The organism is Brevibacillus nitrificans (genome assembly GCF_003710965.1).
In the GTDB taxonomy this organism is placed as follows: domain Bacteria; phylum Bacillota; class Bacilli; order Brevibacillales; family Brevibacillaceae; genus Brevibacillus; species Brevibacillus centrosporus.
On record NZ_RHHU01000003.1, the window covers coordinates 1148814 to 1175326 of the forward strand.

A 26513-nucleotide genomic window follows, 5' to 3' on the forward strand; every position below is an offset into this window, starting at 1 on the left:
GAGGAGGATAGGAATGATCACTGTGCGTGAACTCATAGCCGTCGGAGGCTTTGACGAAAATGCCATCCTCGCTGGGGATGCCTTTTTGGAAAAAGAGCTGCTGGGTGTTACCTCTTTCGACTCGCCTGACGGCCATCGTTGGCTGCGCCAAGGAGAATTTGTCCTGACAACCGGTTTTCCTTTTCTCTCGCAAACGGAAACGATCGAAGCAGGACTCATCCAGCTCATCGATTCTCTGGCCGATATAGGGACACCTGGCCTCGCGATCAAACTGGGGCGCTATATCGAGTCCCTCCCTTTCGCTGTCATCGAGCATGCTGCTCAGAAACAGATGCCCATTCTCTCTTTTCCTATGGAAAAAGCTTGGTCTGACGTAATCGTCCCAGTCGTACGCTACATCGTAGACAAGCAGCGATCCGAGCTCGAGCAAACCCATGCCATTTACGAGCGGTTTCATCGGCATCTTACAATCGGTGCCCCCGTCTGCCAGCTCGCGAAGCTGCTGCAGGAAGCATTGAACGCGCCCGTCACCATTTACTCGCCATCCCATCGGTGGAACTGGACATCCCCCTTTTCAGAGCTGTCCCAGAGCATCGCCTGGATCGAGAGACAATGTGGTCACCCCGCTCCCCCTGCCATCATGAATCAACCGCTTGTACTACTGGAAAATGGCTCCTACCTCCGCTGGGTGCTATGCGGACAGCAAATACAGGGTGGCATTTTAATCGATGGCCTGCATCGCGATTTGCATAGCTGGGAAAAGGTCGCCATCGAACAAAGTGCCGCACTGCTCTCGCTCGAAATGCAGCGCCAGCAAACGGTGAATGAGACTTATCAGCGCTTTCGCAACGATTTTTTGCAATGGCTGGTAAGTGGACATGCCGGCCCGCGCGGTGTAGTGACTCGCAGGGCACAAGAAGTAGGCTGGGAGCTTGATGATCACTATTTTGCCGTTTTACTTCGTGCTGATGTGTCGAGCCAGACGACCATGACTTCCTGGCAGGAAAATCATTCGCTGCTCGAGCTGATCAACAGGTATTTCTCCAAAACGCCCCAACGCATCTTGTCAGGACTCGATCGGGACAACCACCTTCTGCTGCTCGTCCCATTCGCTGAACAGCAAGCCCCCCATGCGGACAGCGAAATCTTCGCCTTGTTGCAGCAAGCACTCTTGTCTACCGGCGAAATGCCTGCTGTATCGATTGGCATCGGTCGCCGTCACCTCGGCTGGGAAGGGATCTCGGAAAGCTATCGGGAAGCACAGATCAGTTTGCGTACGGCGTTTCATACAAACGACCATACGCACACTATGGGCGGTCACCTCCCGCTGCGTATGCAATCCTATCGGGATCTCGCGCTGGAGCGCATCCTGTTTGCTGAGCAGCCGAACGTAGAAGCCCGCGTTCTCGCCGAGGAGTGCCTCAGTAAAATCGTCCAATACGACGCTGAGAAAAACGGACAATTGCTGCAAACACTGCACGTCTTTATTCAGGCGAATGGCAATCATGTCGATGCAGCCAAAAGTCTCTTTGTACACAAAAACACGATCAAATATCGTCTGCAGCTCATTCGTGATCTGACAGGGCTTCACCCCGAAAACGGGCAGGACCAACTGCTGTTTCGGATCGCCTTGACGGTCCATGCCGTTGGGCGTCATTCTTAAGTCTGCTATAATGGGTGCATGCGATAAGCAGGAGGAAAAATAGATGGATGATTGGTTGAACAAACCGGTGAAGACACGGGAGCGGCCGAAAAAACGCGGCATTGTGGAATATGTTGATGCGGAGCACATCGTGGTATTTTTTACGGCTCCACGTAAAGAGCGGCTCATTTTTACGAGCAAGGAAGCTTTTTTGCACAAGCTGGAATTCATTGAGGAAACACCAACCTAATTGCCGGACGACGTACATAGAAAAAAGCCCTCTGCCGTAAAAGGTTGAGGGCTTTTTGGGCGAAACGCAGCAAAGACTCTGCCGCAAATCTGGCAGAGTCCCGCTCCTATTGAAAGGGCAGCTTATGCGTAATGCTCTTCGCGCAAACGATTGATTTCGTCGCTTTCGAGGTATTCATCATAGGTCATCATTTTGTCGATGATGCCTTTTGGTGTGAACTCGATAATGCGGTTCGCGATGGTTTGTACGAACTGGTGGTCATGAGACACGAACAGCAGTGTGCCATCGAAATCGATCAATCCGTTGTTCAGTGCGGTAATGGATTCGAGGTCCAAGTGGTTCGTCGGTTCGTCCATGATGAGGACATTGGCGCTAGCCAGCATCATTTTGGACAGCATGCAACGAACTTTTTCTCCCCCGGACAATACGTTTGCCTTTTTCAGCGCTTCATCCCCGGAGAACAGCATGCGCCCCAGGAAGCCGCGGATAAAGGTTTCGTCTTGCTCTTTGGAGTACTGACGGAGCCAGTCAACCAGGTTGAGATCAGTCTGGAAATACTCCGCATTGTCTTTCGGGAAATAGGCCTGGGAAGTCGTAACGCCCCATTCGAAAGTGCCGCTGTCTGGCTGAATTTCGCCCATCAGCACTTGGAAGAAGGTCGTTTTTGCCAGCTCATTTGGTCCGACAAATGCAACTTTATCTCCTTTGTTGATCGCAAGGTGCAGCTTGTCAAACAGCTTTTCCCCTTCGATCGTTTTGCTCAAGCCCTCGATTTGCAGCAGGTTTTTGCCCGCTTCACGCTCAGGCTTGAAGTTGATGAACGGATACTTACGGCTGGACGGACGGATGTCTTCCAGTGTAATTTTCTCCAACAGCTTTTTACGCGAGGTCGCCTGCTTGGACTTGGAAGCATTGGCGGAGAAACGCGCGATAAACTCTTGCAGTTCCTTCATCTTTTCTTCTTTTTTCTTATTCTGATCACGAACCATTTTCAGTGCCAATTGGCTGGACTCGTACCAGAAATCGTAGTTACCCACGTACATTTGAATCTTGCCGAAATCGATATCGGCGATGTGCGTGCACACCTTGTTCAGGAAGTGACGGTCATGGGAAACGACGATTACTGTGTTTTCGTAGTCAGCCAGGAAGTTTTCCAGCCAGCGAATCGACTCGATGTCCAAGTGGTTGGTCGGCTCGTCAAGCAGGAGGACATGTGGGTTTCCGAACAGAGCTTGCGCCAGGAGCACACGTACTTTTTCCGTACCAGACAGATCCTTCATCAGCTTGTCGTGCAGATCTGTCGAAATGCCCAGACCGATCAACAGGCTCGCCGCATCCGCTTCCGCCATCCAACCGTTGAGCTCCTCGAACTCGCCTTCCAGCTGGGAAGCGCGGTTACCATCGGCTTCAGAGAAGTCCTCTTTCATGTACAGCGCTGTTTTCTCTTCCATGATCTCATAGAGTCGCTTGTGACCCATGATAACCGTCTTCAACACTTCAAATTCGTCAAACTCGAAGTGATTTTGTTTCAATACTGCAATCCGTTCGCCTGGAGTTACAGAGACATGTCCACTGGTAGGGTCAATCTCTCCGGAGAGAATTTTGACAAAAGTGGACTTACCCGCACCGTTCGCGCCGATGAGGCCGTAACAGTTACCTGGGGTAAACTTAATGGATACATCTTCAAACAGTGCGCGTTTGCCGTAGCGCAGCGTCACGTTCTGAGTGCTTATCATCGTCGCAATACCTGCCTTTTTTGAATCGTTCAAACACTTATCTTACCAGAGTTGACCGGATAATGCAAAAATCGCGGAGCATTTTATCAATAGAAGGAATCAAACATGGGAAAGCTAGCACAGAACTTCCAATCCAGCAAGAAAGAGGTAAGGAATATGTCCAAGAAAAATGGCGTAAAAAATGAAATGGGCAACAAGGAAAACCCTTCTCAAACCCGTTCATCCAACACCCTCGGAAAAGAACAGACCCAGTCCAAGCAGCGCGGCGAATAAGGCAGGCCATCGACACAGGAAGAACCGGATTGCGCACAAGCAGTCCGGTTCTCTCTTTTCTCATATACTCGCCTGGAGTGGGATAAACGCTGGCGAAGGTGCTTGAGCAATTTGGGAATCTACGTAAAACGACAGATTGTGCAGGGTTACGTAGACGACAGCTTTTTCAGCGAGCCCAAGCTCTGTAAAACGTTGACGAGTCAGCTCTGCCTCGAACACTTCTTCTGTATCGAGCCTTTTCAAATCCAGACGGACAATCGGACCGAGCGGGGAAATATGCCGGATTTGTGCTTGCACCGACTGCTCCCATTTCGGAGTCAGGGAGACCTCTACATCGTGTGGCCGCATATAGCCGATGGCGGGGTATTCGCCTGGCTGCTGCACACTGCCCGTCTCAAACTCTGCTTCTCCGAGCTTCACGATGCCATTCTGGATTCTTCCCCGAAACAAGTTCACACGTCCCAGGAAGCTGTAGACAAACGGATTTGCCGGATAGTTGTAAATCTCTTCAGGTGGACCTACCTGCTCGACTCTTCCCTCATTCATGACCACCACCTGATCAGCCAGCTCCATCGCTTCCTCCTGATCGTGCGTGACGAACAGAATAGTCAATCCGAGCTTTCCGTGCAAATGACGCAGCCATCGTCTCAATTCCTGCCTGACCTTTGTATCCAAGGCACCGAACGGTTCGTCGAGCAGCAGGAATTTGGGCTCAACCGCGAGTGCGCGCGCCAATGCCACCCGCTGCCGCTGTCCTCCAGACAGTTGAGACGGATAGCGGTGTGCCAATCCTTCCAGCTGGACCAGCTTGAGCAGGGAATGGACGCGCTCGTGAATTTCTTGCTTGCTCGGTCGTGTCTTGCGCGAGCGGACTGTCAAGCCGAACGCGATATTGTCAAAGATGTTCATGTGCCGAAACAAAGCGTAATGCTGAAACACAAAGCCGACTCTCCGCTCCCGCACATCCCGATCTGTGTTGTCCTCGCCATTGAAGAGAATGCTGCCTTGCTCCGGCTGTTCCAATCCGGCAATCAGTCGCAGCAGTGTCGTTTTTCCTGACCCGGAAGGACCGAGCAAAGCCACCAGTTCACCCTCGGGTATTTGCAGGCTGACATCTTTCAATGCCGTAAAGTTCTTATAGGATTTGGTAATGTTGACAACCTCTATGCTCATACGGCCCTCTCTCCTGACCCCTCGTAGTGATAATGCTTTTCCTCAGCGGCGTGCTGTCGCTCTGTCTTCCACTCAATCAGGCTTTTGACGATGAGCGTCACGAGTGCCAGCACGGCAAGAAGTGTGGCTACGGCAAAGGAAGCCGCAAACTGATATTCGTTGTACAAAATTTCTACATGCAGAGGGAGCGTATTCGTCATGCCCCGAATATGTCCGGAAACGACCGATACTGCCCCGAACTCTCCCATCGCACGGGCGTTGCACAATATGACGCCGTACAAAAGGCCCCACTTCACATTGGGCAGCGTCACGCGGAGGAAGGTTTTAAAACCGCTCGCCCCTAGCGAGACAGCTGCCTCTTCCTCATCCTTTCCTTGCGCTTCCATGATCGGAATCAGCTCGCGTGCAACAAAGGGAAACGTCACGAATGTGGTCGCCAGCACAATTCCCGGTACGGCAAAAATGATCTTGATGTCGTACACTTCAAGCAGTGGGCCGAGTACGCCCTGACTCCCGAACAACAGCACAAAGATCAGACCCGCAATAACGGGGGAAACAGCAAAAGGAAGATCGATGAGCGTCAGCAGCACGTTTTTTCCAGGAAAAGAAAATTTGGCAATGGCCCATGCCGCCGCTATGCCAAAGACGACGTTGAGCGGGACGCTGATCGCAGCCACGAACAGCGTCAGCTTCACGGCAGAAAGCGTCTCAGGCTCCGCTATGGAATCCAGAAAGACTTGGGCTCCCTGCTTGAATGCTTCTGTAAATACAGCGATCAGCGGCAATATCAGAAACAAGGCGAGAAATAAAAAGGCTATCCCGGTCAGCAGCCAGCGAATGTAACGCGGCTCGGTCAAATGCTTCAAAATTTGCACCTCCTATCGTGCGGCGTCAAATTTGTTGATTCTCCATTGCAGGTAGTTGATGATGAGCAGCATCACGAAGGAAGCGATCAGCATCACTGCTGCAATCGCCGTTGCCCCTGCGTAATCAAATTGCTCCAGCTTGGTCATGATCAGCAAAGGAACAATCTCCGTCTTTAAGGGCATATTGCCGGAAATAAAGACGACCGAGCCGTATTCGCCGAGCGCACGGGCAAAAGCAAGCGCAAAGCCGGTGAGAATGGCAGGCATCAGATGTGGCAGGATCACACGCACGAAGGTACGCAAGCGGCTCGCTCCCAAGGTCGCTGCGGCCTCCTCCATCTGGAGATCCCAGTCTTGGAGAACCGGCTGGACGGTACGCACCACAAACGGCAGCCCGATGAAGGTCAAGGCTACCCAAATGCCCAAGGGGGTGTATGCAACCTTTATCCCCCACTCCGCCAAATACTGTCCGATCCAGCCATTTTCCGCATAAATCGAAGTCAACGCGATCCCGCCGACTGCCGTAGGCAAGGCAAAAGGCAGGTCTACAATCCCGTCTATGATTCGTTTTCCGAAAAACTGATAGCGTGCCAGCACCCAGGCTACCAATACGCCAAACACAGCATTTACACAGGCAGCGAAGAAAGAAGTCAGGATGCTTACACGAATGGAAGCAAGCACCCTGCTATCGAGGATCGTGCCGACAAAATGGTCCCAGCTCATGGTCGTCGCCTTCAAAAACAAAACAGACAGAGGGATCAACACCAGCAAACTAAGGTAGACGATCGTATAGCCCATAGTCATTCCAAAGCCAGGCAAAAACCCTCTGTTGCGTAATGATTTTCTCATGGAGATAACTCCTCTGATGGTTTAGATGATTAAGGCTTGTAGATTTGGTCGAAGATGCCTTGATCCGAGAAATGATCCTTTTGGGCTTTTGTCCATCCACCGAACCATTCGTCGATGGTGTACAGCTTGATCTCTGGAAATGCAGGGGTATGTGCCTTGAGCACTTCTTTGTCACGTGGCCGGTAGTAGTGTTTGGCTGCAAGCTCCTGCCCTTTTTTGGTGTATAGGAATTGCAAATACGCGTCAGCCACTTCTCTTGTTTTGTGTTTGTCGGTATATTTGTCGACCACAGTCACAGGTGGCTCCGCGAGAATGCTCAGCGACGGATTAATAATCTCAAACTTGTCTTTGCCCAGCTCGTTGACGGCGAGATACGCTTCATTTTCCCATGCGATCAGTACATCCCCGATCCCACGTTCCACGAAGGTCGTCGTAGAACCACGAGCACCAGAGTCCAAAACGGGAACATTTTTAAAGAGGTTTGTCACAAATTCCTTGGCTTTTGCTTCGTCATGGTTATTCTTTTCCAAAGCATATCCCCAGGCAGCCAAATAGTTCCAGCGGGCTCCCCCAGAGGTTTTTGGATTCGGAGTGATGACGGAAATGCCCGGCTTGATCAAATCATCCCAATCTTTAATCTGCTTCGGATTACCTTTTCGCACGAGAAAAACAATCGTCGATGTATAAGGAGAGCTGTTGTCCGGAAGCTTCTTTTGCCAGTCATTCGGAATCAAGCCTCTCTCTGCGATCGCATCGATGTCGTAGGCGAGAGCAAGTGTGACAACGTCGGCTTCCAGCCCATCGATAACAGAGCGGGATTGCTTACCGGAACCGCCGTGAGATTGCTTGATGGTGACCGTCTGACCGGTTTTCTGTTTCCATTCCGCCGCGAACTCGGTATTCACGTCCTGGTAAAATTCGCGGGTCGGATCGTACGAAACATTCAACAGCTCAACCGCAGGAGCAGCAGCCGCATCCGTGTTTTTTGTTTCTCCTCCCGTCGGTGTTGTTGACGAGCACCCACCAATGGCAGCCGCCAATAAAACAAATCCTGCTCGTTTCCACCATTTCTGGATGGGACTGATTGCTTTGCTCATGTAGGTTTTTTCACTCCTCTTCAATCTATACTATTTTAATCGGAATACTTAGTTATTAAAAATTATACTTGCCTTTTTCTTCCTGTCAACCATATTTCCATGTACATTATGCCGAAGCCCTAGGCAAAGTTCGGGTGGCATTTGCCCAGGGAAGAAATTGGGCACATCCCGGGGACAGGGATCATGTCGAATGCAAAAAAACTCCTCCGCAAGCGAAGGAGCTCTTTACCGTTAAGCTTTGACGCTCATGACCAGCGCGTCCTGCAATTCTCGAATTTCCCTTTCCAACTGTGGGAATCCGCTGATTGGGGGGATCGTTTTTTTAGCGGAAGAGGTTTGTCTCTCCGCTGATTTCGCCATGTTCTCAAAGACGAGCAAAAGCTGTGACAGCGTTTGGTCCGGGAGAATGGGGCACTGAGCCGATTTCAAGCAGGATTCGAGCAGGTAGCCGATCTGCTCGATGGAGAAAATGACAGGCCAGAGAAATTCCAGCTTCGTTTTATCACTGGGGATTTCTCCTGTTGCTGTCGTATAAACAATCCGCAAATTGCTCAGGTTCGTCTGCATTTTTCTTCGTTCCATCGACGCTCTGAGATCGGATTGATTTTTCTGCTCGGAAAAAAGCGTTAACAAATATTGCTGCTGGCTGCGAATCGTTTTCGCGATGTAGTGCGGCAGTAAGGCTGACGCCTGGCGCCTCCCGATAAGCAAGGTCCCAACAAGTCCAATCGCACAGCCCAAAAGCACATCGATGAGCCTTGCCGAAGCATAAAAGGAGATGCTCTGTTGCTGTCCCATACTCTCTGCCAAAAGCAGGGCATTGGGTGTAAGAAAGAAGGCAGCAAGCCCGTAGTTGAGGACGATTGACAGCTCCGTCAATGCGGTCAGTAGCATGATGAATACAGCGATGAGAAGTCCGTGGGGATGCGCAGCCAAAACGATGATAGCCACTAGGATACCGACGACTGTACCTATCGACCGTTGAATCGCACGGTGAAATGTGGCAATAATCGTCGAACCGGACATCACCGCTGCACAGGTTAACGTTACCCAATACGATCGGTTCAGCTCAAAGGAATAGGCGAGAATCGCAGCGACGGCCAATACCAGTCCAAAGCGAACCGATGTGAGAAACACAATCGAATTTTTATCAAATGAACCGCCAATCACCACCCAAAAGGATGTTCGCCTCCCGACCTTCTCTTGCTCCAGAGTGGCGACAGGTGCCTCCAGCACCGCCAACGCCTCACGGATACTGGCCTCCAGTCGTTCTGTGACCTCGCTGTGCTCATAAGGCTCTTCTCGCTGCTTCTCTTCTTGCTGCCTCTTGTCCTTTTCCCCGAGCGCAGAGGCTATCGCTTGTACAGATCGTCCTAAATATGCGGGGAGCCTGTCCTTCGATTGATCCATATGGGCAAGGATGTCGAGGAAAATGGCATTGGCCTGATCATTCAAGGAATGAAGTCGCTGGTATTCAGCGGATTGCTGCCAGGAGATGTGCCCAGCATACAACGTTTCCTCAGCTGATTTGAGTAAAAGTACCAGTTTTTGCCTCTCCTCATGTGCCTTTGCACTGCCTACCGAGTCCATGAATTTGGCGAGCTCCAAATAAACCTTTTTCAGCGCGGTAGTCTCCGGTCCATGTGGATTGCGGAGCCAACCACTCATGCCCATCACCCATGCCAAGGCTCCCCCAAGCAGGACCAGCCCTGCCCGAAGCGGAGCTGCCGACTGGTCAATCGGCATTCCGGTTGCAAGGGAGAAGCCCAGGACAAAAAAAATAGCAGCAGGTCCCGCTACTTTGTATGCTCCAAAGATAAAGGTTGCAACGGCGCCGATCCATCCCACTGTAATCGCTGCCGCCAAGGGGTGGGGAGCCACCAGTGTCCCCAAGCCGACAGAAAAGGCGAGTCCGAGCATGACGAACAACAGTTTTTTTGCACGTTGGGCGTAAGGAATATTGAATACGTACAAATAGGTAAAGCTGCCGATCCCGGCGAGCATCCCGTAGGGCAGATTTCCCGCTAGCAATCCAAGCAATACAGGGATTCCGGAGCAAATGCCAGCGCCGATCGCCCTGCCCCACGGAAGCGGGTTCTTTTTCAATTGGAAGGCTTGCGAAATGGTCGTAAGAAGAGCTGTGTACCATTGTTTGGAGGGCACGATCCCACTCTTTTTGTGCATGCTCTTTTGCATAGACCTACCCCCTCCCCGCGAGAAAAGATAGACCTATCTTGACTCATTCCAACTCCTTCTATTCACCGTCCCCTCCCAAGCCCAAACAGCGCGTGCACTCGGGTTCCCATCCGAAAGCTCGCGCTGCTTGGCGATAGAAGCACCTATTCCGTGACATGCTTCCATACATTGATCGCAAAAAGCAGAATGCCTATCCCGAGTACCAAAGAACCAATAATGGCCCCTACAACGAAGGATTCTGTCCCCGTTAGGATCATGAGGAACAAGGATCCCTGCATAACCGGCAGGCCAAGATTGTGCAGCCAAAAATGCCAATTCGCAAGCCTGCTCCCAGCTGCTTGGGGATAAGCTTTGTAAATCAGTCCGATGATTGCAAGCGTGACCCACCCCGCCAGATTCAGGTGGGCGTGGACAGATGCATAGGCAAAAACATGCGTGATTCCCATAACGATTCCTAAAATAATGGCTAGAACAAAGTAAACGGTAGCGATTTTCAAAAAGCGAGCCGCCATTTCTTCACCTCCTTTCGCGGTCACACTCTAACCTTATTTCCGGTCCTAGGAACTAAGTACCAGAAAACACTGCCTTCCCCGATTCTTTTGCCCAGCACAAAAAAACGGATTGTCGCTCTTGACGAAATCCGTTACGAATGGCTCGACTTCGGGGCAGATGAAGCGAATTTCGGACGATCAAAGGAGAACAGGGCTGCGTCAGGATTTTCTCCCTTTACAATCAAATCGGCAATGATCTGCCCGCCAATCGTTGAATAGACAGTGCCATTTCCCCCATATCCAAGCGAAAACAGGCAATTCGGGTAGTCTTTTTGGTCCCCGAGCATGGGCAGGCCATCGTGGGTGGAGGCGAATGCTGCGGACCAGTAGTACTCCACCTCCAGAGCTAGCTGCGGAAATAAAGCCTGTACCTTCTCTAGCAGCAGATCTCGCTTGCTCAGCACTGTCATTTCGCGATGTTTGGGGTCTGTATTCGGCTCGTCCAATCCTCCTACAATGATGCGCCCTTCCTCGTTTGCCCGTATGTACATGTAGGGTCGGGCTGTCTCCCAGATCAGGCAGGCTTTCGGCCATCCGAGAAAGCTTTTGACCGGCTTCGTCACAATCGCAGATGTGCTGGATCGGATTGCGTTTGGGTTGCGTTTCAAGGCCTGTGCTTCATAGCCGGTGGCAAATACAATCCGTTTGCACCGGATACGGTTTCCCTTTCCTGTCAGGATGAGCATATCTCCTGCTTCCTCTTTTTGATGGACGACCTCTGTATGCTCATATACCCGCATGCCTCGAGCAGCAGCATCGGCTATCAGTCCCACGGTCAGCTTGTATGGATTGATCTGCGCATCTCCCTTGGAATAAATGGCCGCGGGCTTGGAGAAGGAAAAATGGCTCTCGATCTCTTCCTGCCCCCAGTAAGAGACGGGGAATCCATGCTGGATCAGGGTTTCGTACTCGGTACGAAGCGACTCGACATCCTGCGGCTGACTGGCAAAATAAAGGCTGTCTTTCCGCTGAAAATCAGGAAAAATCGTCAAGGAACGGGAGATGATCTCAAGCTGATCAAGTGCTTGACGGCATAATTGATAAAATCGTCTTCCTCTCTCTTCCCCAAAGGAGCGCATACAGGAAGTCAACGATTTATCATTTGCGAATTGCAGCATCCCCAAGTTGGCTCGGCTGCTTCCCTCCCCAATCCATCCTTTTTCTATTAACACGACATCCACATCGTGCTTCATCAAATAGTGGGCGCATAGACCTCCGGCAATCCCTCCGCCCACGATCACGACCTCGCAAAGCAAGTCTTCCGAAAGTTCTGGGTATCGTGGCGGCTCGGCAAGTGTTGTCGGCCAATACAATTTTCCTGTCATCAGGTTCATGTCCATGTCCCCTCATTCGTGATCCCTTTTAGGATAACCAACGCCCACTGGCTAATCCGTTGCTATCGCGCCTTTTGTCCTTTTCGGGTATGATGAAGGTCAAAGGAGTGGTCGAGCATGATTCACGTGTACGTCAAACGCCCGCACGAAGCTGCCTTTTCCTACGAGGTAGACGGACAGGACGAGCTGCAGGAGTTGGTCGGAGGCGAGATCGAAGTCGTAGTAGACGACAGCCTTGCAGGAATCTCCCTGATCGTCAATGAAGATGCACGCGGAGTGGAAGCCAATAATTTTCCGATTACCTCAGAGGGGTATCTGGATTGGGTATATGGCACCTGTGTATTTGTCAAAGAAGATGGACGATCCCTATCCGACGAAGACCTGCAGCGGATCAATCAATTTTTGACAGCGAAAGTTTAACCGGTGAAACAGGAAAGCCCCTTACAACAGTAAGGGGCTTTTGTCATCCTGATTGAGTATAATGACGCGTTACTAGCCTTTGATGCCGCTGCTTCCAAAGCCGCCTGTACCACGCTCGGTCTCATCGAGCTCGTCAACGACTTCAAACTGGGCAACCGGAACAATCGCGATCACACCTTGCGCGAGTCGGTCCCCTTTTTTGATCAGATAGCTATGGATGTCCACTTCTTTATCCAAGGTAACTTCTTTTTCGCTGGCATCCAGACAAACGTTTTTGTACGCGCGGCTTGCTTCCCGCGTATTGTCAACGAGAATAGCCACTTCCCCGCGATAACCGGCATCAATCGTTCCTGGCGCATTCGATAGACGCAGCTTTGTTTTCGCGCTGATTCCCGAACGGGGACGCACCTGCAGCTCAAAACCTTCCGGCAAGGCAAATGCCAATCCAGTCGGCACCTTCACTGATTCGCCTGGTGCGATCAGGACATCCTCTACTGCCACCAAGTCAAAGCCGGCATCCATTGCGCGTGCATACTGTGGGATGACTGCATCGGGATGAAGCTTCTTTATTTTTACCTGTGCGGTTACGCGTTCACCTGTTAGCATCATGATTCGTCTCTCCTTTTTCTCTACCTATGATCCTCTCATAGTGTACAAGAAGGCTCTCCTCCCAGCAAGGCGGCTTTTACACGCATTTTTTCATAGAAAGCTCACAAATCCCTTTCTTTTTCTACGCATTTTTACATTCGATGTGGTATACTCTCCGTTGTATCTAAAAATCAATATTGTGAAAAGAAAGGTGGATTGTACCTTGCAAGTACAAAAACCATATCGCATTCTCCTGTATTACAAGTATACTCCGATTGAAAATTACGAGGAGTACGCTGCCGAGCATTTGCAATTCTGCAAAGACAACGGCCTCTTGGGACGGATTATCGTCGCTCCGGAAGGAATTAACGGAACGGTTTCCGGTACCATTGAACAAACAGAAGCTTACATGGAATACGTACGCAAAGACCCGCGCTTCGCGGATATGTGGTTTAAAATAGATGAGTCGGATGAGCATGCCTTCAAAAAAATCTTCGTCCGTCCAAAGAAAGAGCTCGTTACCTGGCGTCTGGAAAATGACGTAGATCCTAACGAGAAAACAGGAAAGTACCTCAGCCCAAAAGAGTTTTACGAAATGCTGCAGCAAGATGACGTCGTTGTCCTCGATGGCCGCAACTACTACGAGTATGATCTCGGTCATTTCCGTGGCGCGATTCGCCCAGAGGTGGATTCCTCCCGTGAATTCCCTGAGTGGATCCGCGAAAACATGAGCCAGTTCAAGGACAAAAAAGTACTCACCTACTGCACTGGCGGAATTCGCTGCGAAAAGCTGACAGGTGTGCTGCTGGATCAAGGCTTTGAAAATGTGTATCAGCTTCACGGCGGAATTGTCACCTACGGGAAGGATCCGGAAGTTCAAGGTCGCCTGTGGGATGGGAAGTGCTACGTGTTTGACGAGCGCATCTCTGTGCCGATCAACCACACGGAAGAAGATGTTGTCATCGGACGCTGCCACTACTGCGGCAAGGTGGAAGACCGCTATGTAAACTGCGCGAACCCATTCTGCAACAAACAGCATTTCTGCTGCCCTGAGTGCGAGCAAACCTACAAGCGTTCCTGCTCGGATGAATGCCGCGAGCATCCTCGCAACCGTTTCGTGGAAGCGGAAGAAAAGGCAAAGCTCGAGGCTGCCGGAGCAAGCAAATAAGATCGTGTAAACAAAAAGCTGACCCCCTTCACGGTGTCAGCTTTTCTCTTGCTTTTCTCGCTCGTCCCCTCGCTGTATCCCCTAATTAGCTGTTCTGATTTACTCCAAACGATAAATCTTACTCGGTCGCCCGCGTAAAGAGGTAGCCTCTTCCCCCACATAAGCTGCCAGACCCACTTCCGACAGGCTCGTAATAATCCGACGAACATTTCGCTCATCAAGATGGAGCTGGGTAGCTAAATCCTTCGTGGTAAAGTTTGTCCACCCCATCCTTCTGACAAAGGCGGCGATTTTGTTATAGGTGCGGATTCCTACATTCGCTTTCTTTAACTGATCCAGAAACTGTGGATCGTCCATTCGATAGGAGTAGGATAATCCTTGATCCTTTCCTGCCGTTTCAATGACTTTTCCATCCTCCTGAACGATTACAATTCCAGGCTCCGTCTTTTCCTTGGAGTGCTGAATGGCCCGGAGCGCGTTCACTTCCGCTGAAAAAACGGTTTCCCCAAACCCAATTCCTACTGCCACTCTCGACTCGGACTCCAGTGAGAGCTGCTCGATTGTTTTTCTCAGCATGTCAATTCTGCGTTCGATCGCTCCACGAGAGCTAAAAATCACATAGCGGCCGTTCCCGCGCTCCATCAGTGAACCATCGATCGTCTCACAAAGTCGGATCAGAGCTTCCTTCAACCGCAGCTCCAAGTATTGCAATCGGTACGGATTTCTCGCGTTTTCAGCAATTTTGTCAAAGTCGTCAATTTCGATGATCTCGACAGCGATCTGTGTATCCTTAAAATAAAACGCTCTCACTCTTTCTGATAAAATGCGCAAGGCTTGGTGAACCTCCAGCTCACTTGGAGTAAACCAGTAAGCAGGAACGCCCGCTTCCTTCAACGCAAGATAAACACCCTCAAAGCAGGTGATGGCTCCCTCTGTTTTTCCTTCTCGCCACAATTGAAGATGAAATGCGAGCAAGTCGTCCGGATTGGTCTCGATATCATAGGTTTTCACAAAAAGATCCTTGGCGGGAAAATCCAGCTGTTGAAGAGCCACTTCCAACTGTGAATCAGCTAACTCGTCAATACTTACACGCTCGATAAATTTCCCCTGGTGATACGCCATCAGCAGAAAGCACCGATAAAGACTGGACTCCGTATGTTGAATGTGCACAAGATTTTCGTCCGATTCAAGCACGCTCTTGGCAATCAAGTAGGACAGCTTCCCAGAGAAAAGCCACATGTCCACTTGGTGATCATTTTCCTTCACAATGTTTCGCGTCTCTTGAAATTCACTGTATGGCAAGGGAATAAATCGCATGACCTGCCCAAATTCATCAGCCAGACCAAGAATCCTGTCTACCGACGTATTTGGCCCTACAACTCCGATTTGATACATACCATGATTCCTACTTTCGCACATACTAATCAGTACATTCATATTTTCTACCACTTATATGATATCCCACCAATAGGTTTTCAGTATATACGCAAATGCAAAAAAAAGAGTTCTGGCTATGGCATCCATGAGCAGAACTCCTCGTATCTACTATTTATTTAGAAGACCTTGATTCTCGACGTAGGCTCGGATATTCGCGCGTCTGGCCGTGTTGAAATACTCCGCCATCTGCATCGTCCATCCCCTAGTCTCTTTTCCGTTTGTCCGGTTTTGATAGTAGGCTGCCGAGATCGTCTCGTATTGCTCCAAGCCTGCGAGCGTCCGATCAGATCGATAGCTGTCCTCGTGAATGACCGTACTTTGGGGCAGCCTCGGCTTTTGCAGCGGATCTTCCGCCGGATAGCCCAAGCACATGCCCATGATCGGCATGGTGTATCGCGGGAGTTTTAGCAGCTCGCTTACTTTCTCTGGGTTATCGCGAATACCGCCAATCATGACGCCACCCAATCCAAACGATCGGGCTGCAATCATGACATTCTGAGCGGCAAGCGCGGTGTCTACTGCACCTACCAATAAATCTTCAGGCTCACCGAGTGTGAAACGAGTTCCATGCATCTCGCAGGTCATTTGCAATCGGTGGAAATCCGCACAAAAAACGAGAAGGACCGGGCTCGTCCCAATGAATCTTTGCGAGCAAAGCTCTGCCAGCCTTCCTTGCGTTTCTTTGTCTTTGACACGGATAATACTGTACGCCTGCACATTATGGGAGGTTGGTGCCCACTGGGCAGAAGCAAACAACGCCTCGAGAATTTCCTCGGAGACTGGCTCATCTGTATATTTCCGAATGGACTTGTGGCTTTGGATCAGTGCTACGGTTTCGTTCGTCATGCCCGGTTTACCCCGTAAAATTCTGCCATTTCACGTCCATTGCAGATCCACACATCGTCTTTTTCCCGGATGAATTCGAGCAGCTGCTCCAGCAAAGCGATCCTGCCAGGCGTACCGATGGTCTGTGGGTCAAACTGGGCAACATAATGCAGGCCATACTCGTAATAGCCTTTCAATTCCTCTTTCCACGTGCTCAGAACCTGTGTGTAATTGGCGATCCGTCCCTGCCCTGCCGGAAAAGCAGGCGTGTAGTTGAATGCGAAGAAAGGAAAGTCATTTAATTCCCAGTGCAAAGGGAGCTCGATCAAGCTGGTTTGTTGGCCGTCCCGTTTATGAAAATACGGACGATCATCTCCGAACAGAGAGCTCGAGTACAAAAAGCCCATTTCCTGCAGCAAATCCAAGGTTCCTTGGGTCATTTCCCCTTCTGGCGCACGGAAGCCGACGGGACGGGTTCCGCTTACCTTTTCTAACGATTCCAACCCTTTTTCTAATGCCTCACGCTGTTGTTCCACTGTTAAATGACCGAAATTCTCGTGTGCATAGCCGTGATGACCGATTTCGTGACCTCGTCTCACAATCTCCTGAATGTGTTCCGGATAGATTTCGGCTACTTTTCCAGGAACAAAAAAAGTGGCTGAAATACCGTACTGGTCCAATGCATCCAAAACTCTCTGGAGCCCTCGATGCGGACCATATTGCCCCATCGAAAGAGTTTTTGGACGATGAATACTATCAGGAAACATGCTGAGCCAAAAATACTCCGCGTCCAAGTTTATCGTCACCGTAACTGCGCACTTCGCGTTGTTCGGCCAGACAATATTGTTATCAGGCATTCCGCGCCCTCCTACTCTCTAGTAGTTCTCTTTCCACCACTCTGCGATTTGTTCACCTGTAGCAAACCACACATCCGGATAGGACTTGATGTGCTGAATTAATTTTTCCAGCATCAATATCCGTCCAGGCTTGCCGATAATTTGCGGGTGCATCATGAGCACATAGCACAGGCCGTACCGGTAGTACCCTTCAAATTCCTGTTTGAAATTATCCAGTACGCATTCCTGACTCGTTATGCGGTCTTGTCCAACAGGTTCGGCTGGATACAGGTTATAGCCAAACTGCACGTAGTCATCCAGTTCCCACCTTGGAGGAATCTCAATAAAGTCCGTAGTCTCCCCATTCAGGACCGTTCGGTAGGGGCGATCGTCCCCGCGCATGGAGCTGGAGTATAAGAAGCCTGCATCGCGTAACAACTGTGGCGTTTGCTTTGCCCAGTCCCCAGAAGGTGTCCGGAAACCCCGCGCTTCTTTTCCCACCATTTGTTTGAAAATCGCCTGGCTCCGCTCAATAATAGCTATCTGCTCTTCCGAAGTCAGATCAACAAAGCGCTCATGCAAATAGCCGTGATGTCCCAGCTCATGTCCATCCTTGGCAATCGCGACAAACGGTTCCGGGTATTGTTCAGCCACCCACGCAGGGACAAAAAATGTTGCCGGAAGATCGTATTTTTTCAACAGCTCCAGAATTCGCGGAACCGATCGCAGAGGACCATACTGTCCGATTGAAAGGGACCGAATAAAGCTTTCGCCGCCTTCGATATGTTTGTTTCCATTTGCCCAAATCGTTTCCGCATCTACGTCAAAGCTCAACATGACGGCACACCGTGCTCCGTTCGGCCATTTCAAACGCATATCGTTCACGTTTTGTGCCACCTCCTGGTTTGCTAAATCATTTTATCTAGAAATTGCTTGGCTCGCTCTGATTTTGGATTTTGGAAAAACTCAGCAGGCTTTGCGTCCTCTACCAGCCTGCCCCCATCCAAGAAGCAGATACGGTCTGCCACTTCTCTCGCAAACGCCATTTCGTGTGTAACGAGCGCCATCGTGATGCCGGTATGCGCTAGCGATTGAATGACCTGCAGCACTTCCTTCACCATTTCTGGGTCAAGCGCAGAGGTCGGTTCATCAAACAGCATGATTTCAGGCTCCATGGCTAGGGAACGCGCGATGGCGACCCGCTGCTTTTGACCTCCCGACAGTTTGCCAGGGTAAGCATCTACCTTTTCTCGAAGACCCACTCGCGTCAACAATTCGATCCCTTTTTGCTCAGCCACTTCTTTGGAAATTCCTTTTACCTTCATGGGGGCATAGGTCATGTTCTGCAAAACGGTCATATGCGGGAACAAATTAAAGTGCTGGAAAACCATCCCGATATTTTGACGTACGGTCAGAATATTGGTCTTCGGCTTTGTGATGTCTTCCCCTTTAATGAGAATCGATCCTTTTGTCGGTGTCTCCAGCAAATTCATGCAGCGAAGCAATGTGGATTTGCCTGACCCGGAAGGACCGATGATCGCCACAACGTCTCCCTTGTTAATTTCCATTGAAATATCATGGAGGACATCAAGACTACCAAAACGTTTGGATAGACCCTCTATCTTAATCACTTCTGCGCACTCTCCTTTCAAGCTGGCGGGCGATGGAGGTCAGGATCATGACGAGTACGTAGTATATGGCGGCCGCTACAATCAACGGCTCAAAGGCCAGATAGGTCTCATTTTGGATCACTTGAGCCCCGCGCAAAATATCCATGACGCCAATAGTAGCTACCAGTGTGGAGTCTTTCAAAAGTCCAATGCTCTCATTGACCAGGGCAGGCAGAATGTGCTTCAGTGCCTGCGGAAAAATGATGTCAATCATCATGCGGCGGTAGGGAACGCCCAAGGACATAGCTGCTTCACGCTGTCCTTTATCAACTGCCAGGATCCCCCCGCGGATCACCTCGGATATATACGCAGCAGAGTTCAACCCGAATGTGAGGACTGCAGCTTCCAGAGCAGGAATACTATACCCGGTCAGCTGCGGAGTCGCGAAGTAGACGAGAAACAGCTGCACCAGCAATGGAGTACCACGGAAAACCGATGTATACGCAATACCGAACCAGGCAAGCGGCTTAAATCCCGAAATTTTGAACAAGGACAGAACTGTTCCCCAAATAAAACCCGCAATTGCAGAAAGGACAGTAAACTTCAGCGTGACCAGTATTCCGTCCAAAAGGAACGGAATACTGGGAATGATTTGCTCAAATTGCAGATTCATAGCTGACTCCTTTATTGTTGGCTGAATTCTTTACCGAGCCATTTCTCAATCAGTTTATTCAACTCACCGTTGTCCTTCATTTTCTTCAATTCTTGGTTAAATGGCTCTACCCATTTGGAGCCTTTCGGGAAAGCAAAGGCAAAGGAATCATCGGTTGGTGGGAGCAGGTGGAATTCCAGCTCAGGATTCTTTTGTACGAATACCGCAGCCTGGGAGCCGTCGATAAATGCTGCATCTACACGTTTATTGTTCAGCTCTTGAATCACCGCCGTACTGTTGTCCAGTGCTACGACGTTCGCACCTGGAATGGCCTTTGCATCTTTTTCATACGTTGTGCCGAATACGACTGCGATCTTTTTGCCACCCATTTGATCCAGTGCCGTATAGTTTGAACCTTTCGCCGCTAAGATCGCGTTGCGAGGAATAAAGTAGGAGTCGGAGAAGTCCACGTTTTTCTTGCGCTCCTCTGTAGGAGACATGGCAGATACAGCAAAATCTGCTCGTCCATCCATCAAAGAGCCAATCAGGCCGGAAAAGGCAATGTCATTAAAAGTCAGGGTGACACCGAGATTGCTGGCGATTTGATTGGCGATATCGATGTCCAAGCCAACGTATTTTTTCGTTCCGCTTGAAGTATCTACGGATTCAAATGGCGGGAAGGTTGCGTTGGTCACGACAACCAATTCCTTGTCCGACTTTTTGTTATCCGCATTCGTCCCTGCTTGTCCGCCATTTCCGCAGCCCGCCAGTAACGCTACGGACAGGACCGCTGTCAAAATGACACCACCAATTGCTTTCTTTTTCATGGATGAACAACTCCCTTTTTATAATGAAATGTAAAATGAGAAACCGGTTTGAAAGTCCTTCACAAGCGCCAGGCTACAGCTCCCCGTGGCTCCAGCTTCGCTCCCTGGCCGGTGGCGCAGGATAGGCGATGCGGCTATGCGACAAGTGCTGAGAGTGGAAAAGCTCTGCCATGTTAATTGCTGCAAAGGCTGGATCGACCACGGGTGCACCCGTTAGCTCGGAAAGCTCCTGCCCCATCCCCGCAAAGCTGAGACAGCCGAGAACCAGCACATGAGCCCGGTCCTTTTCCAAGCATTCTCGTCCCGCCTCAACCAGTAGCCGAACGGTCGTCGGAATGTCTTTACGTGGATCTCCGCCTGGAATGGCGATACTCCGCACGGAAGCCAGTCTGCTCGGATCCACTCCCGAATACCGGACAGACTCTTCTTTTTCCGGAATTCGTTGAAACGAGGTCGTAAGGATGGAAAAACGATATCCCAGCATACTTGCCACGAGCATGGAAGCCTGTCCGGCTCCGATCACCGGTATTCGGACGACCTCTCGGCATGCCACGATGGCAGGATCACTCAAGCAATAGAGTACGACAGCGTCATAGCCCTCTTTTTCGGCTTGGCTTGCGCGCTTCACGATTTCGGCTCCTGCAAGGACTACATCCAAAGCAGAGTCTATTTCAACCCGGGAATCGGTGAGGCAGTCCATGGAGATGACCGTATCTGGCCTTGCGATCGCAGCCAGCATCCGCTCACGACTCCGTAAGGTTTCTGCTGTCATTCCATAGTCAGGATTGATGACTTTGATGCGCATGATTCCCTCCCCCTACAAGAGAGCGACCTTGGTCCCCTTGTTTAAAATATTGCGGTAATCGATATATTCATAAATGTCCTCTTCAATAGCGGAGTCAAAGGTCTTCAGCTCCTCAAGGGAGAGATCCTCAATCCCTTTATCGCGATCCTCGCAGAAGATGACGACAGCGCCTACGATGCTGTGCGCATCTCGAAAGGCGATCCCCTTCTTCACGAGGTAGTCAGCCAGCTCCGTTGCATTCAAGAAGCCCTTTTTCACTGATGTCTCCATGTTTTCACTCTTAACCTTCATGGAAGTGATCATTTTTGACATGATCTGCAGACATGAAAGAGTCGTGTCCAGCGCATTGAAAAACGCCTCTTTGTCTTCTTGCATGTCTTTGTTGTACGACAGAGGCAAGCCCTTCATGGTAGTCAGCAAGGAAACGAGCGAACCGTAGACTCGGCCTGTTTTCCCGCGAATCAACTCGGCTGCATCCGGATTTTTCTTCTGCGGCATAATGCTGCTTCCCGTTGCATACGCATCGTCGATCTCGATGAATTTGAACTCCTGGCTGCTCCACAAGATCAGCTCTTCGCTCAGTCTGCTTACGTGCATCATAATGATCGAAAAGCCTGACATCAGCTCTAATAAGTAATCCCTGTCACTGACACCGTCGATGAAGTTGTCCACAGGTTTGGCAAAGCCAAGTTCTCGAGCCGTCATCTCCCGATCAATCGCGTGGGTTGTCCCAGCCAAGGCGCCGCATCCAAGCGGGCTCTCATTTAAAATATCCAGCGCATTCAAGATTCTCTTTTTATCTCTCTCAAGCATTTGGTAGTACGCCATCAAATGATGCTTCATCGTAACGACCTGTGCCCGCTGCAGATGCGTATAGCCTGGCATGATCACAGGGTTTTCGTTTGCCTTGTTCTGCAGACTGTCCTGAAGCTCCTCGATTACGCTGACTACCTCTTGTGCTTTCCTTTTCGCATATAAGCGGATATCCACGGCCACCTGGTCGTTTCTGCTTCGAGCAGTATGCAGCTTTTTTCCTGTATCCCCTACTCGCTGCGTCAGATTGCTTTCTACAAAGCTATGAATATCTTCGTAATTCCCTTCAATTCTCAGTGAAGCGTTTTCAATGTCCCGAAGAATGGCTTTCAGTCCCTCGAGGATCTTGCTGCCTTCTTCTTTTGTTAGGATGCCACATTGAGTGAGCATGTTTACATGCGCAATGCTGCCTGAGATGTCCTCAAAGTACATCCTCTTGTCTACATGCAAGGAACTGTTGAAATCCTCCATAAGTCTGTTTTCTTCCTTGCGAAAACGCCCTCCCCAAAGCTTCATTGCCTATACTCCTCCTCAGCGACACTTCGAACTTCCATACAAATGAATATTCGGAAAATTAAAGGGTTATTTAAGGGTATTAACCCTATTTGTAATGATACAAACTCCCGATGAACATTTCAATCATTTTTTATTTTCTGATCCGATAAAAAAAAGCCATTGCATAGAAATCTCTGCAACGGCAGTTATTCTACTTTCTTACAGGTAATCTGCCCTCATCATTTTGAGCAGATCACTCTCTGAACCGACGATATCGTCATGCGCTCTTTGTGCAATTTGATTGACTACGTCCTGGGCAGCTATAATAGACTGTTTTTCGTCGATGGTAAGCAGCTTCCGCTTCTCCATGACGACGCGGCCGTCAATAATGACTGTCTCCACCTCATGCCCACGTGCTCCGTAGACGAGATTCGGGACGATATTACGAATCGGATCACCTATCACGGGACGCAAGCCAGGATCATCTACATTCACAATAATAATATCTGCCTTTTTCCCTTTGGTAATCGTCCCAATCTCGTGATCAAGCCCGATGGCTCTTGCCGCTTCTACGGTGGCCATCCTGAGTGACAACCAGGCTGGAAACACTTTGGGGTCTTGTCGCTTTACCTTGTTCAAGATAGCCGCAAATTTCATCTCGTTAAACATGTTGATACTGTTGTTGCCTGCAGCTGAATCCGTTCCTAGCGCAGCCGTACCACCTGCCTCCACAAAATCCATGACAGGCGGAACAAGCCCATCAATGATCGCAATCGCTCCCGGACAATACATCATGGAGGCCCCTTTGCTCGTGAGCAGTCTGATTTCGTCCTTGGTCGCCTCTGTCAAATGGACAGCCATCAAGCGTTGATCCAGATAGCCCAATTCATCCAGAAAAGCGATGGGGCGTTTGCCGTACCGCTTGATCATTTGGTTGATTTCCCTATCTCCCTGCGCTACATGCATGTGGAGTCGGGTGTTGTATTTCTCTGCGAGTTCTTTCAATTCCAAAAGTAGTTCCTTGCTCATCATATCGGGAGCTTGCGGACCGAACAGGCACGTAATTCTCCCATTTTCCTGCTCGTGCCACTGTTCCATCAAGCAGATGTTTTTCTGTAGCTTTCTTTGTCCTGTTGCCGGATCAAATGGATACAGCTCTCCGACTGGCAAAGCCCCAATGGTATCAGGCAGCTCATTGACAACTTCCGCCACTCTCGCTCTTGCCCCGATTTTCACGTAATTCCCTACGATTTCATTCATCGGTGTCTCAAAATCACAGAAGGTGGTCGTTCCGCTTTTCACACCCTCCATGATGCTCAGCAGGGAACCGCGTACTCGTTCTTCCTCCTGCGTATGCTTCGCTAGTGGCCACAGTCCTTTTTGCATCCAATGGGACATATCCTGGGCCATCCCTCTAAACAATGCTCCTGCCGAGTGAAGATGAGCGTTGATCAGCCCCGGCATGACTACCTTGTCCGTGGCATCTATCAATCTTTCGGCCCTGTGTGTCGATAGGATCTCCTGCGTAGTTCCCGTCCCCACGATGATATTGTCCTTAATCGCGACAGCGCCGTTTTCGATCATGCCGACTCCCTTGCCCTCCATCGTCATGAGAAACGAATTCGCGATAATCATATCTACTTTCATAGGGTCCTCCATCTGCAAAATCGCCTTTTTTCTTGCAAATCTTTGCTTTTTTTAATGGTTAAGAACTTTCGCCAGGAAATCCTTCGCCCGTTCCGTGTCCGGATTGGTAAAGAACTTCTCTGGAGGCGCTACCTCAACGATTTTTCCGTCCGCCATAAAAACGATCTCGTTGCATATTTCTCGAGCAAACCCCATCTCATGGGTAACTACCACCATCGTCATGCCTGTTGAAGCCAAATTACGGATAGCATCCAGTACTTCTTTAATCATCTCCGGGTCAAGAGCGGACGTCGGTTCATCAAATAGCATCACCTTCGGGTCCATTGCCAAGGCACGGGCAATGGCAACCCTTTGCTGCTGTCCACCCGAAAGCTGCCCTGGAAAAGAGGAAATTTTGGCACCCAGCCCCAATGAGGTCAGCAATGCTTTTGCTTTCTCCTCCGCTTGCTCCTTGTTTTCTTTTTTCACTTGAATCGGAGCTATCGATACATTTTGCAATGCCGTCAAATGAGGATAGAGATTAAAGGATTGGAAAACGAACCCGACGTTGCTCCGGAGCTTGTTGATGTCTGTATTTTTTGCATGAACCTGAACACCATCTATTGTGATTTCGCCCTCCTGAATGCTCTCCAGCGCGTTGATGGAGCGGATCAGTGTACTTTTTCCTGCTCCGCTGGGACCAATCAGGGCATAAATGTGGGATTGGGGAATTTCCAAATGGATGTTTTTCAGTACTTTGTGGTTTCCGTAATATTTGGAAACGTCCTTGATGGAAATCACGTGACTCCTCCTCTGCCTTCTCTTTCGTTTTGTCAAACCGTGTGTAGCAAACGCTTTTATCTCTTCACCTACTCCACAACTCGATACTTTCTTTCCAGATAGCCGATCAGTTGGGAGAGGGAGAACGTGATGACAAAATAGATCAACGCGATGAACGTCCATACTTCCAGCGAACGGAACGTCGTTGCCACCAGGTTTTTTCCGACTAGCGTGAGGTCGATTACCGAGATCGTGGACACCAAAGAAGAGTCCTTGATAAGAATGATGAATTGTGATGCCATTGGAGGCAGCACGCGTCGAAAAGCTTGCGGCAGTATGATCAGCTTCATCGCTTGCAAATACGACATGCCGGAGGAACGGGCTGCTTCCATCTGACCACGGGGAACTGCCTGGATCCCTGCGCGGACAATTTCGGCAATGAACGCACCAGAAAAGAATGCCAGTCCGATCACAGCCGACCAGTATTCACCCAATTTCAATACTTTCCCCATGACAAAGTAAATCCAAATCAGTAGAACGAGCAACGGTACACCACGGATAAACTCTACATAGGCGGATGCAAGTAAAGAGAGCCCCTTCTTGTTCGATACCCGCAAGAGACCCGCAAGAATGCCTATGGGAATGCTCAAAACCAAGGAAAATAGAGAGATTTCCAGCGTCAGCCAAATTCCTTCCAAAAATAGATCCAGATTCTCGGGGATTACGCTCCAGTCATATGTCATCGATTGACCTCCAGCTCACATTCTCTGCTACTAAATCGAGGGGGAGGAGATTGCTTCCCCCTCTGACCCATGCCTTACTTTTTCTGCTCTACTTCGCTCAGCCAATCGTTGGTTTCAAACCATTTTTTGTGGGATGCCAGATCCGTTGGGCTGTTCTTGTAGGAATCCAGGAAAGAGTTTAACCACAATTGTGTTTTCACATCATTCAGTTTCAAAGCGATCCCCAGATTTTCAGTAGAGATCAAATTGTAAATTCCGCGAACTGTACCAGGGTACATTAATTCATACACGCGAACTGCTGTTTCATCGTAGATCATTCCGTCAGCTTGTCCTTGCGATACAGCCATAGCTGCGTTAGTCAAGCTGTCATAGTCCAGAATGCTTGCTTGCTTAATGATGCTTTTAGCCAGCAGGGCACCCGTCGTACCTTGGGAAACCGCGATCTTTTTGCCTGGCTTGTCCAGCTCTTCCCACGATTTTGTCGTGGTATCTGCCTTCGGTACCATAAGCACTGCGCCGGTTGAGTAGTACGGTTGGCTAAAGGTAACTGCCAGAGCACGGTCGCCGCGAATGGTCATAGCCGAGAGAATCATATCGATATCTCCGTTTTGCAGAGCAGGTATCAACGCACTGAACTCAAACTGCTTAAACTCGACTTCAACCTTCAGTGACTCTGCCATGGCTTTAGCCAAATCAACTTCGTAGCCAACCCAATTTCCTTGTTTATCCTTTACGTGGAACGGGATGTCGCCAGAGCCGAACCCGATGACCAGCTTTTTCTTTTCCTGAATCTTCTCGATGGTCGATTTTTCTTGTGCTACAGACCCTGTCTCCTGCGAGCATCCTGTCATCAAGAGTAAAAGAAGCGTTACAAATACAAGCAAACCTTTTTTCATGAAACATTCCCTCTTTTCAGATAAA

27 protein-coding genes are annotated in these 26513 nt (G+C 49.9%); 5 read left to right on the forward strand and 22 right to left on the reverse strand.

Annotation, left to right across the window (positions count from 1 at the left end):
* Positions 1-13 precede the first annotated feature (13 nt).
* Complete coding sequence (locus EDM59_RS07245) at positions 14-1663, forward strand: PucR family transcriptional regulator (RefSeq protein WP_122922975.1); 1650 nt, start codon at positions 14-16, stop codon at positions 1661-1663.
* A 43-nt stretch (positions 1664-1706) separates the two neighbouring features.
* Entirely contained in the window at positions 1707-1892 is a 186-nt protein-coding gene (locus EDM59_RS07250; RefSeq protein ID WP_122922976.1) for a hypothetical protein, read from the forward strand.
* A 122-nt stretch (positions 1893-2014) separates the two neighbouring features.
* Here EDM59_RS07250 and EDM59_RS07255 read toward each other — a convergent pair whose 3' ends face one another.
* On the reverse strand, positions 2015-3628 hold the full coding sequence (locus EDM59_RS07255; protein ID WP_092272527.1) for an ABC-F family ATP-binding cassette domain-containing protein: 1614 nt from the start codon (positions 3626-3628) through the stop codon (positions 2015-2017).
* A 105-nt stretch (positions 3629-3733) separates the two neighbouring features.
* Between EDM59_RS07255 and EDM59_RS30990 the strand changes: the two genes are divergently transcribed.
* The gene (locus EDM59_RS30990) at positions 3734-3901 is read left to right on the forward strand and encodes a hypothetical protein (RefSeq protein ID WP_183192869.1); all 168 of its coding nucleotides are present in this window, start codon (positions 3734-3736) and stop codon (positions 3899-3901) included.
* 60 nt (positions 3902-3961) lie between these two features.
* Here EDM59_RS30990 and EDM59_RS07260 read toward each other — a convergent pair whose 3' ends face one another.
* The 7 genes from EDM59_RS07260 to EDM59_RS07290 all read right to left on the reverse strand — a co-directional run bounded on the left by EDM59_RS07260 (position 3962) and on the right by EDM59_RS07290 (position 11967).
* On the reverse strand, positions 3962-5074 hold the full coding sequence (locus EDM59_RS07260) for a sulfate/molybdate ABC transporter ATP-binding protein (RefSeq protein WP_122922977.1): 1113 nt from the start codon (positions 5072-5074) through the stop codon (positions 3962-3964).
* Positions 5071-5940: a sulfate ABC transporter permease subunit CysW gene (gene cysW, locus EDM59_RS07265; protein WP_122922978.1), complete on the reverse strand. Its 870-nt coding sequence runs from the start codon at positions 5938-5940 to the stop codon at positions 5071-5073. Before cysW ends, EDM59_RS07260 begins: the two co-directional genes overlap by 4 nt.
* A gap of 12 nt (positions 5941-5952) precedes the next feature.
* The gene (gene cysT, locus EDM59_RS07270; protein WP_122922979.1) at positions 5953-6789 is read right to left on the reverse strand and encodes a sulfate ABC transporter permease subunit CysT; all 837 of its coding nucleotides are present in this window, start codon (positions 6787-6789) and stop codon (positions 5953-5955) included.
* A gap of 29 nt (positions 6790-6818) precedes the next feature.
* Positions 6819-7886: a sulfate ABC transporter substrate-binding protein gene (locus EDM59_RS07275; protein ID WP_122922980.1), complete on the reverse strand. Its 1068-nt coding sequence runs from the start codon at positions 7884-7886 to the stop codon at positions 6819-6821.
* Between the two features lie 231 nt (positions 7887-8117).
* Positions 8118-10082 (reverse strand): FUSC family protein, encoded by a 1965-nt coding sequence (locus EDM59_RS07280; RefSeq protein ID WP_246010932.1) that lies wholly within the window; start codon positions 10080-10082, stop codon positions 8118-8120.
* A gap of 143 nt (positions 10083-10225) precedes the next feature.
* Complete coding sequence (locus tag EDM59_RS07285; protein WP_122922981.1) at positions 10226-10594, reverse strand: heme-copper oxidase family protein; 369 nt, start codon at positions 10592-10594, stop codon at positions 10226-10228.
* Between the two features lie 131 nt (positions 10595-10725).
* Positions 10726-11967 (reverse strand): NAD(P)/FAD-dependent oxidoreductase, encoded by a 1242-nt coding sequence (locus EDM59_RS07290; RefSeq protein ID WP_122922982.1) that lies wholly within the window; start codon positions 11965-11967, stop codon positions 10726-10728.
* A 117-nt stretch (positions 11968-12084) separates the two neighbouring features.
* Here EDM59_RS07290 and EDM59_RS07295 point away from each other — a divergent pair, with 117 nt between their 5' ends.
* Positions 12085-12387 (forward strand): DUF3846 domain-containing protein, encoded by a 303-nt coding sequence (locus tag EDM59_RS07295; protein WP_122922983.1) that lies wholly within the window; start codon positions 12085-12087, stop codon positions 12385-12387.
* Between the two features lie 72 nt (positions 12388-12459).
* Here EDM59_RS07295 and dut read toward each other — a convergent pair whose 3' ends face one another.
* Positions 12460-12996: a dUTP diphosphatase gene (dut, locus tag EDM59_RS07300; RefSeq protein ID WP_122922984.1), complete on the reverse strand. Its 537-nt coding sequence runs from the start codon at positions 12994-12996 to the stop codon at positions 12460-12462.
* A gap of 202 nt (positions 12997-13198) precedes the next feature.
* Between dut and trhO the strand changes: the two genes are divergently transcribed.
* Complete coding sequence (gene trhO / locus EDM59_RS07305; RefSeq protein WP_122922985.1) at positions 13199-14143, forward strand: oxygen-dependent tRNA uridine(34) hydroxylase TrhO; 945 nt, start codon at positions 13199-13201, stop codon at positions 14141-14143.
* 99 nt (positions 14144-14242) lie between these two features.
* Here the strand turns inward: trhO and EDM59_RS07310 are convergent, their stop codons facing one another.
* The 13 genes from EDM59_RS07310 to EDM59_RS07370 all read right to left on the reverse strand — a co-directional run bounded on the left by EDM59_RS07310 (position 14243) and on the right by EDM59_RS07370 (position 26488).
* Positions 14243-15538, reverse strand: a complete 1296-nt coding sequence (locus tag EDM59_RS07310) for a helix-turn-helix domain-containing protein (RefSeq protein WP_122922986.1) — start codon at positions 15536-15538, stop codon at positions 14243-14245.
* Positions 15539-15688: 150 nt separating this feature from the next.
* Entirely contained in the window at positions 15689-16426 is a 738-nt protein-coding gene (gene nfsA, locus EDM59_RS07315; RefSeq protein ID WP_122922987.1) for an oxygen-insensitive NADPH nitroreductase, read from the reverse strand.
* Entirely contained in the window at positions 16423-17262 is an 840-nt protein-coding gene (locus tag EDM59_RS07320) for a polysaccharide deacetylase family protein (protein ID WP_122922988.1), read from the reverse strand. Before EDM59_RS07320 ends, nfsA begins: the two co-directional genes overlap by 4 nt.
* 18 nt (positions 17263-17280) lie before the next feature.
* Positions 17281-18117, reverse strand: a complete 837-nt coding sequence (locus EDM59_RS07325; RefSeq protein WP_122923415.1) for a polysaccharide deacetylase family protein — start codon at positions 18115-18117, stop codon at positions 17281-17283.
* Between the two features lie 32 nt (positions 18118-18149).
* On the reverse strand, positions 18150-18872 hold the full coding sequence (locus EDM59_RS07330; protein WP_122922989.1) for an amino acid ABC transporter ATP-binding protein: 723 nt from the start codon (positions 18870-18872) through the stop codon (positions 18150-18152).
* Positions 18865-19524 carry an amino acid ABC transporter permease gene (locus EDM59_RS07335; protein WP_122922990.1) on the reverse strand — a complete coding sequence of 220 codons (660 nt, stop codon included), beginning with the start codon at positions 19522-19524 and terminating at the stop codon, positions 18865-18867. Before EDM59_RS07335 ends, EDM59_RS07330 begins: the two co-directional genes overlap by 8 nt.
* An 11-nt stretch (positions 19525-19535) precedes the next feature.
* On the reverse strand, positions 19536-20330 hold the full coding sequence (locus EDM59_RS07340; protein WP_122922991.1) for a transporter substrate-binding domain-containing protein: 795 nt from the start codon (positions 20328-20330) through the stop codon (positions 19536-19538).
* Between the two features lie 73 nt (positions 20331-20403).
* Positions 20404-21135, reverse strand: coding sequence for an aspartate/glutamate racemase family protein (locus EDM59_RS07345; protein WP_122922992.1), 732 nt, complete (start codon positions 21133-21135; stop codon positions 20404-20406).
* A 12-nt stretch (positions 21136-21147) separates the two neighbouring features.
* Entirely contained in the window at positions 21148-22464 is a 1317-nt protein-coding gene (gene argH / locus EDM59_RS07350) for an argininosuccinate lyase (protein ID WP_122922993.1), read from the reverse strand.
* 198 nt (positions 22465-22662) lie between these two features.
* On the reverse strand, positions 22663-24090 hold the full coding sequence (locus EDM59_RS07355) for an amidohydrolase family protein (protein WP_122922994.1): 1428 nt from the start codon (positions 24088-24090) through the stop codon (positions 22663-22665).
* Positions 24091-24141: 51 nt separating this feature from the next.
* Complete coding sequence (locus EDM59_RS07360; protein WP_122922995.1) at positions 24142-24870, reverse strand: amino acid ABC transporter ATP-binding protein; 729 nt, start codon at positions 24868-24870, stop codon at positions 24142-24144.
* A gap of 68 nt (positions 24871-24938) precedes the next feature.
* Complete coding sequence (locus EDM59_RS07365; RefSeq protein ID WP_122922996.1) at positions 24939-25592, reverse strand: amino acid ABC transporter permease; 654 nt, start codon at positions 25590-25592, stop codon at positions 24939-24941.
* 74 nt (positions 25593-25666) lie between these two features.
* Complete coding sequence (locus EDM59_RS07370; RefSeq protein WP_122922997.1) at positions 25667-26488, reverse strand: transporter substrate-binding domain-containing protein; 822 nt, start codon at positions 26486-26488, stop codon at positions 25667-25669.
* Between the last annotated feature and the right edge of the window lie 25 nt (positions 26489-26513).

What these genes read in the sequence shown, in the direction of transcription:
- EDM59_RS07370 (WP_122922997.1), bottom strand. Translation starts at nt 26,488, where the DNA reads ATGAAAAAAGGTTTGCTTGTATTTGTAACGCTTCTTTTACTCTTGATG.
- EDM59_RS07295 (WP_122922983.1), top strand. Translation starts at nt 12,085, where the DNA reads ATGATTCACGTGTACGTCAAACGCCCGCACGAAGCTGCCTTTTCCTAC.
- EDM59_RS07355 (WP_122922994.1), bottom strand. Translation starts at nt 24,090, where the DNA reads ATGAAAGTAGATATGATTATCGCGAATTCGTTTCTCATGACGATGGAG.
- EDM59_RS07275 (WP_122922980.1), bottom strand. Translation starts at nt 7,886, where the DNA reads ATGAGCAAAGCAATCAGTCCCATCCAGAAATGGTGGAAACGAGCAGGA.
- EDM59_RS07290 (WP_122922982.1), bottom strand. Translation starts at nt 11,967, where the DNA reads ATGAACCTGATGACAGGAAAATTGTATTGGCCGACAACACTTGCCGAG.
- argH (WP_122922993.1), bottom strand. Translation starts at nt 22,464, where the DNA reads ATGAAGCTTTGGGGAGGGCGTTTTCGCAAGGAAGAAAACAGACTTATG.
- EDM59_RS07345 (WP_122922992.1), bottom strand. Translation starts at nt 21,135, where the DNA reads ATGCGCATCAAAGTCATCAATCCTGACTATGGAATGACAGCAGAAACC.
- EDM59_RS30990 (WP_183192869.1), top strand. Translation starts at nt 3,734, where the DNA reads ATGGGAAAGCTAGCACAGAACTTCCAATCCAGCAAGAAAGAGGTAAGG.
- EDM59_RS07260 (WP_122922977.1), bottom strand. Translation starts at nt 5,074, where the DNA reads ATGAGCATAGAGGTTGTCAACATTACCAAATCCTATAAGAACTTTACG.
- EDM59_RS07335 (WP_122922990.1), bottom strand. Translation starts at nt 19,524, where the DNA reads ATGAATCTGCAATTTGAGCAAATCATTCCCAGTATTCCGTTCCTTTTG.
- EDM59_RS07285 (WP_122922981.1), bottom strand. Translation starts at nt 10,594, where the DNA reads ATGGCGGCTCGCTTTTTGAAAATCGCTACCGTTTACTTTGTTCTAGCC.
- EDM59_RS07280 (WP_246010932.1), bottom strand. Translation starts at nt 10,082, where the DNA reads ATGCAAAAGAGCATGCACAAAAAGAGTGGGATCGTGCCCTCCAAACAA.
- nfsA (WP_122922987.1), bottom strand. Translation starts at nt 16,426, where the DNA reads ATGACGAACGAAACCGTAGCACTGATCCAAAGCCACAAGTCCATTCGG.
- EDM59_RS07325 (WP_122923415.1), bottom strand. Translation starts at nt 18,117, where the DNA reads ATGCGTTTGAAATGGCCGAACGGAGCACGGTGTGCCGTCATGTTGAGC.
- EDM59_RS07365 (WP_122922996.1), bottom strand. Translation starts at nt 25,592, where the DNA reads ATGACATATGACTGGAGCGTAATCCCCGAGAATCTGGATCTATTTTTG.
- EDM59_RS07340 (WP_122922991.1), bottom strand. Translation starts at nt 20,330, where the DNA reads ATGAAAAAGAAAGCAATTGGTGGTGTCATTTTGACAGCGGTCCTGTCC.
- EDM59_RS07250 (WP_122922976.1), top strand. Translation starts at nt 1,707, where the DNA reads ATGGATGATTGGTTGAACAAACCGGTGAAGACACGGGAGCGGCCGAAA.
- EDM59_RS07245 (WP_122922975.1), top strand. Translation starts at nt 14, where the DNA reads ATGATCACTGTGCGTGAACTCATAGCCGTCGGAGGCTTTGACGAAAAT.
- EDM59_RS07320 (WP_122922988.1), bottom strand. Translation starts at nt 17,262, where the DNA reads ATGCCTGATAACAATATTGTCTGGCCGAACAACGCGAAGTGCGCAGTT.
- EDM59_RS07310 (WP_122922986.1), bottom strand. Translation starts at nt 15,538, where the DNA reads ATGTATCAAATCGGAGTTGTAGGGCCAAATACGTCGGTAGACAGGATT.
- cysT (WP_122922979.1), bottom strand. Translation starts at nt 6,789, where the DNA reads ATGAGAAAATCATTACGCAACAGAGGGTTTTTGCCTGGCTTTGGAATG.
- dut (WP_122922984.1), bottom strand. Translation starts at nt 12,996, where the DNA reads ATGATGCTAACAGGTGAACGCGTAACCGCACAGGTAAAAATAAAGAAG.
- EDM59_RS07255 (WP_092272527.1), bottom strand. Translation starts at nt 3,628, where the DNA reads ATGATAAGCACTCAGAACGTGACGCTGCGCTACGGCAAACGCGCACTG.